This window comes from Bacillota bacterium (assembly GCA_040754675.1).
Classification (GTDB): domain Bacteria; phylum Bacillota; class Limnochordia; order Limnochordales; family Geochordaceae; genus Geochorda.
Map to the genome: position 1 here is coordinate 1 of JBFMCJ010000574.1, position 2,503 is coordinate 2,503.

Annotated in this window: 3 protein-coding genes; all 3 read left to right on the plus strand. The window is 70.0% G+C overall.

The genetic code is table 11. The features are described 5' to 3' along the window. A partial coding sequence (locus AB1609_21035; protein MEW6048920.1) for an exopolysaccharide biosynthesis polyprenyl glycosylphosphotransferase occupies positions 1-730 on the plus strand: 730 nt, incomplete at its 5' end. Positions 731-752: 22 nt separating this feature from the next. Beyond that, on the plus strand, positions 753-1,958 hold the full coding sequence (locus tag AB1609_21040) for a glycosyltransferase family 1 protein (protein MEW6048921.1): 1,206 nt from the start codon (positions 753-755) through the stop codon (positions 1,956-1,958). A gap of 2 nt (positions 1,959-1,960) precedes the next feature. Next, a partial coding sequence (locus tag AB1609_21045; protein ID MEW6048922.1) for a glycosyltransferase occupies positions 1,961-2,503 on the plus strand: 543 nt, incomplete at its 3' end.

The following is a 2,503-nucleotide window of genomic DNA, read 5'->3' on the forward strand; positions in this document are numbered from 1 at the left end:
TCGCTTCCTGCGCGTCAGCGTGGTGCCCGATCTGTTCCAGGTGCCGAGCCTGTGGGTGAGCCCGCGAGACCTACAGGGCATCCTGGTGCTCGACATCCGCCGCAACCTGCTCGACCGCCGCATGCGGGCGGCCAAGCGCCTGGTGGAGACGCTGCTGGCGCTGGCGCTGTGCGTGGCGGCGATCCCGCTTGCCCTTGCCATCGCCGCGGCCATCAAGCTGGACTCGCCCGGCCCGGTCTTCTTCGGCCACGAGCGCATCGGGCAGGGCGGGCGCAAGTTCCGGGCGTGGAAGTTTCGCACGATGGTCGTCGACACGGAGGCCGTGCTGCAGCGTCACTTCGCCGAGCATCCCGAATCCCGCCGCGAGTGGGAACGCGAGCGCAAGCTGAAAGACGATCCCCGCATCACGCGCACCGGGCACCTCTTGCGGCGGTTCAGCCTGGACGAACTGCCCCAGCTCTGGAACGTCCTGCGGGGCGAGATGAGCCTCGTGGGGCCGAGGCCTGTCGTGGCCGACGAGGTGCCCAAATACGGCGAGGCTTTCGAGCTCTATACCCGCGTCCGCCCCGGCCTGACGGGGTTGTGGCAGGTGTCGGGGCGCAACGACATTACCTACGCCGAACGGATCGAGCTGGACTCGTACTACATCCGCAACTGGTCGCCGTGGCTTGACACCTACATCCTGGCACGTACGGCAGGCGCCGTCCTGTCCGGAAAGGGTGCCTACTGACGCGGCACGAGGGGTGGAACGAGTGGGTGCGTATCCCCTCGGCTGCGGGCGCGACGCGATGAACGCCACCCGAGCAGCGGCGCCGGCGGCCCATGCGCCGCGCGTGGTCGCCAACGGCCGGTTCATGCGGCAACGCCTGACGGGAGTGCAGCGCTACGCGCACGAACTCACCCGGCGCCTCAACGGTCAGGTCGAAATCCTTGCGCCGCCGCACGCTATCGCCTCCGGCGGGGTGGCCGGCCACCTGTGGGAACAGTTCGTCCTGCCGCGCCATCTCGGGCGCCGGTTGCTCTGGAGCCCTGCGAACACGGGGCCCCTGCGGGTTCGTCATCAGGTGGTGACGATTCACGACGTGGCCGCACTGGAGCATCCGGAGTGGTTCGACCCGGCCTTTACCCGGTGGTACGCGTACCTGTGGCCGCGCCTTGCCCGCCGGGTGCGCCGCGTCATCACGGTCTCGCACGCGGCCGCTGCCCGCATTGCCGACCGCCTGGGGGTTCCCGACGAGAAGATTGCGGTGGTGCCCAACGGGGTCGATGCGGCGTTCCGTCCGGCTCCGCCTCCGGAGGTCGAGAAGATGCGCCGCCACTTCGACCTGCCGGAGCGCTACTTGCTCTTCGTGGGCTCCACGGAACCCCGCAAGAACCTCGGCGCCGTCCTGGCCGCCTGGCGCCTTGCCGCACTCCGCCTCCCCGGCGTGAGCCTGGTGCTGGCGGGCGGGATCTCGGCGGTCTTTCAAAAGGTGCCGGGCGTGCGGGAGTCGACCGCCGGCCCGGCCATCCCTCATCCGGTGAACTTCTCTGCTCGGGGCGTCGCCGGGACGCCCCTGCCGCGCGTCCGTGCCCTCGGCTACGTCGAAGAACGGTGGCTGCCAGCCCTGTACAGCGGCGCTGCGGCGTTCGTCTACCTGTCGCTCTACGAAGGCTTCGGGCTCCCCGTCTTGGAGGCGATGGCCTGCGGTACGCCCGTGATCGCGTCCAACATCCCCGCCATTCAGGAGCTCGTAGGCGGGGCAGGGGGGCCAGGCGGCGAGGGCGGGGCAGGTGGCGCGGCTCTAACCGTCGCCCCGGACGACCCCGAAGCCGCCGCCGAAGCGATGGTGCGCGTGGCCACCGACCCGGCCCTCTCGGCGGCGATGCGGGAGCGGGGCCTGCGCCGGGCATCGCTCTATTCATGGGATGCGGCGGCCGGAGCCACAGCCGCCATCCTCGAGGAGGCCGCCCGTTAGCCGTGGGTAGCGAAACGGGCATGACGAACATGGCGAAGGGCACCGCAGACATCACACGGGGCGCGGCATCGGACACGACGTCGGCCTTCCCGTTCGTACGCGTGGTGGTTGTCAACTGGAACCAATGGCGCACGACGGTCGGCACCCTCCAGGCCCTGGAGCGGATCGAGTACCCGCGCTTCGAGGTCGTGGTCGTGGACAATGGTTCCTCGGACGACTCGGCCGACCGGCTGGCGGCATGGCTCGCGTCCCGGCCGGGTATGTCGCTCACCCGCTTGCCCGAGAACCGCGGCTTTGCCGGCGGGGTGAACGCGGGGATCCTTGCCGGAATGGCAAGGGCCGCTGAAACGGCCAGGGCCGATTACTTCTGGCTCCTCAACAACGACGCCGTGCCGGAGCCCTCCGCCCTGGGGCATCTCGTCATGGCCCTCGAGCAGGATTCGAGCGCCGCTGCCGCAGGTTCGCTGATACTCTACGCGGACGCCCCAAGCCTGGTCTGGGCCGCAGGAGGCGACATTGTGCCATGGTGGGGGATCACGCGCCAC